7 protein-coding genes are annotated in these 3,281 nt (G+C 31.0%); all 7 read left to right on the forward strand.

Annotation, left to right across the window (positions count from 1 at the left end; translation table 11 throughout):
- Positions 1–28 precede the first annotated feature (28 nt).
- Positions 29–199 carry a cysteine peptidase family C39 domain-containing protein gene (locus AC6F8J_RS11755; RefSeq protein ID WP_500723522.1) on the forward strand — a complete coding sequence of 57 codons (171 nt, stop codon included), beginning with the start codon at positions 29–31 and terminating at the stop codon, positions 197–199.
- 428 nt (positions 200–627) lie between these two features.
- Positions 628–1,035, forward strand: a complete 408-nt coding sequence (locus AC6F8J_RS11760; RefSeq protein WP_500723523.1) for a DUF5085 family protein — start codon at positions 628–630, stop codon at positions 1,033–1,035.
- 202 nt (positions 1,036–1,237) lie between these two features.
- Positions 1,238–1,438, forward strand: a complete 201-nt coding sequence (locus tag AC6F8J_RS11765; protein WP_500723524.1) for a hypothetical protein — start codon at positions 1,238–1,240, stop codon at positions 1,436–1,438.
- 23 nt (positions 1,439–1,461) lie between these two features.
- Positions 1,462–1,680, forward strand: coding sequence for a hypothetical protein (locus AC6F8J_RS11770; RefSeq protein WP_500723525.1), 219 nt, complete (start codon positions 1,462–1,464; stop codon positions 1,678–1,680).
- A gap of 90 nt (positions 1,681–1,770) precedes the next feature.
- The gene (locus tag AC6F8J_RS11775; protein WP_500723526.1) at positions 1,771–2,202 is read left to right on the forward strand and encodes a hypothetical protein; all 432 of its coding nucleotides are present in this window, start codon (positions 1,771–1,773) and stop codon (positions 2,200–2,202) included.
- A gap of 118 nt (positions 2,203–2,320) precedes the next feature.
- The gene (locus AC6F8J_RS11780) at positions 2,321–2,530 is read left to right on the forward strand and encodes a hypothetical protein (protein WP_500723527.1); all 210 of its coding nucleotides are present in this window, start codon (positions 2,321–2,323) and stop codon (positions 2,528–2,530) included.
- 199 nt (positions 2,531–2,729) lie between these two features.
- A complete protein-coding gene (locus AC6F8J_RS11785) occupies positions 2,730–3,188 on the forward strand; it encodes a hypothetical protein (protein ID WP_500723528.1) in 459 nt (152 codons plus the stop codon).
- Positions 3,189–3,281 lie beyond the last annotated feature (93 nt).

A 3,281-nucleotide genomic window follows, 5' to 3' on the forward strand; every position in this document is an offset into this window, starting at 1 on the left:
TACTCTAGAAAATTAGAACGGTGAGCTGATGAAAAAATACAATGTAATCAAACAACATGACATAACAGATTGCGGTGCTGCCTGCATTGCAACCATATCAAAACAACATGGCCTAAAAATACCCATAACTAAAATACGTGAGGTAGCAGGTACAGACAAACAAGGGACCAACGCACTGTATAATGTTGCCGGTATTTGACCGTGTAAACCATAATAATAAATAATGAAATAGAAGATGGTGCCAACGGATATTGTGTGTTTGGACCCTTTTTTTAGTATCTATTTTTCATAAATAACTCAGTGGACCGGATATTTCAAAACTTAAGCTTTACCATACTGTATTTCCAGTAATTCCCATATATGTATAAAAGTTGCAATAATATATTATAAAATAAAAAATACAACAAAAAGATTTCACTTTTATAAAAAAAATTGTTATGCTTTGATAAGCCTTATAAGCCTTTGATAAGCGCGATAAGTAAATTGATAAAAATCAATGTCAAATTAAGGGCGATGGAGAATTAGCTTAGTTATAGTAAAAGTTTTAATTCACATGAAGCAGTTGATATTAGTCGGTAGGTAGGCATTACATATGTAATTTAGTTGATTAAGTTATTGGAGGTTATTATGCTGAAAATTGAAGAAGGTAAAGAATTAAAGATGGAGAATGTATTATCTTTTAGAAAGAAGATGACTCAACCAGAAGTACAAAAAGAAATGACGAAAGTAGGACGATTTCTGCAAGATAAAGGAGTAAAGAAAAAAGGACCATTAGTAACAACTACTTATGCGATAAAAGAGATTGATGGCCAACTAATGCTTGATATGGAAATATTAATACCAATGGACAAAGAAATAAAATTAGTTGGGGAATATAACTTTAAGAAAGTAATTCATCTATTGAATGCAGTCTATACTAGATATAAAGGTAATCCACAGCAATTAGATAATGTGTATAAAGAATTGATGAAATATATCAATGAACATAATCTACAGCAAATAACCAGTGGTTATAGATGTGTATATGGGTGTTAGCCCTTCTATATTATAAGTAATTTATTTGATATTGTGTGTATTATACAAATTTACATTTAACAGGCTATCTATAACTGATAGAATTAGCCATTTAGTAAAGAATTAGTGTTTATTTTTTAGAGAACTTATCAAAATCACGAAATATATTACTTTGCGCAAGCATATATAAATTAATATTATTTTACTAAGAAAGGAGAAGAATATGAACACAAGTTTTTATGAACTTAGTTATGAAGAATTAGGTGGCATTGATGGAGGTGTTGATTGGGATGACTTAGGCTTCTATATTGCAACGGGTGGTGGAGCACTTGTAGGAGGTATTGCAGGAGGTCCAGTTGGAGCATTTATCGGCGGTGCAATTACAGGCGGTGGTTACATATTAATTGATAAAGCATTTGATTAAGAAAGATAGAGGAGATATTAGACATGGAAGAGTTAAGATATGATGAACTAGAAGATTTAAATGGTGGAGGACTAGTCGGTGCGTTAGCCGGTGGAATTCTTGGATTGGCTGCTGGTTCTATTAGTGGTACTGCTGCAACGGTATATTATGGAGATACAAGCGGTGAAATTTTGGTAAAGCATATGTATACCGGAGCATGTGCTGGAGCTGGTATTGGGGCTGTAGTTAGTGGACCAATTTAGAAACTAAAAAACTGTTAGCAGAAAGAATATCTATACATTGATATTCTTTCTGCTAAATATTAAATTAAAAAAGTTGGAAGGAAGATAATTATGTCGGATAGCATATTTATGAAAGTATTCGTGAGTTTAGTTTCTCTGTTTATTATTTTGATAATTGGTAGCATAATTTTTGCTCTTATCAATAAGCTTGAAATCCCTGTTTTACTATATATTCTTGTTTTTATTCTTGCCATTGGATATTCGTTTTTTATGTCACTATTTATTAGTTCAAACATGAAAACCAAGGAAATCGTTATAAGAGGGATAAATAATAAAGAACTAATGATCAATACATTAGTAGAAAAAAATTATGAAGTTATAAAATCAGAAGATAACGTTTTAGTATTCAAATTAAATACATTTCCCAATTATATATATAATGATATTAGACTGGATATTGAAATAGATGAAGAGAATAATTTGATGAAAATTAGAACGCCTTTGTATCTTGTTAGAAGTTTACAGAAAGTAAAGCATAAATAGGTAATGAAAAATATAGTGGTCTAATTGTTGGTGGACTAGTTGGAGTTATAGCTTTTGGGTTTTTGATTAAGTGTGAATTAGAAACAAAAAATGTATCGAATTGAGGGGGAGAAAGATTATGAATAAACCCATTGATTCTTCATCAAAAGAATTGAATGAAGTTAAAGATGGCTTGCTTATTGGTGTGTTTGCAGGTGTATGTTTAGGTGCTGTTTTAGGTGTGGCAGTTGGCATGGCTAGCGGAAGTCTTGATGCAAAAATTGTATATAAATCTTCAGTTGCTTTTGGATTAATCGGTGCAGCAATAGGCGCATATACGCCATTGTGAGTATATCTTATACTTGGTTAAGGTGTCAAAACTATATAGTTGAACTTTTGCATACAATATATAGTTATGAATGCATCAACGTAATCTATATATTGTATGTGAATTTAGTGAAACTTAGTTTTGACCCTTTAACCATACTTTATAGTTAATAATATTTTTAGAAAAAGCTTTTAAAGCATAGATAGGGGGATTATATGTAATGCGTTCTTTTGTAAAATACTTTATCCATTTCAGCTTTGTATGTCTTGTAATAACATTTTTAATCGGACTATTATGTCTCTTTGAACTAACGGTAAGCAAACAAATTGTGATTACTTATCTTGTAGGTATACTTTTTTTCAATGGATCGATGGCTTTAATCTTCAGTAACTTTATAGCTAAGCAAGAGGTGATACATGTAAGCTTGAGTACAGAATCTCATAAAGAAGTATTGATTAAAGAGATAATAGAAATAGGTACATCGAAATGGCATAAAAAAGCAATTAAAGTTGATGAGAACCACATTCAATTGATTGGTATTAGTAACTATGCGCAATGGCTTACCAATCCAATAAATATTGAAATCTTGAAATCTAATATATCTATTAGTGCACCTATTGGTTATCGAAAGACAATCAAGAAAGTTAGCGATAAGTATAGGAACCAAGAAGGTTTCTGATATTACAGGGAATAATTTGACAAAATAATATAAAGGTACTGATGATTGTTGCCTGACCTAAAAGGTTGTAAGAAGTCAATGAATAAGGAGATC

The organism is Petrocella sp., assembly GCF_059865615.1.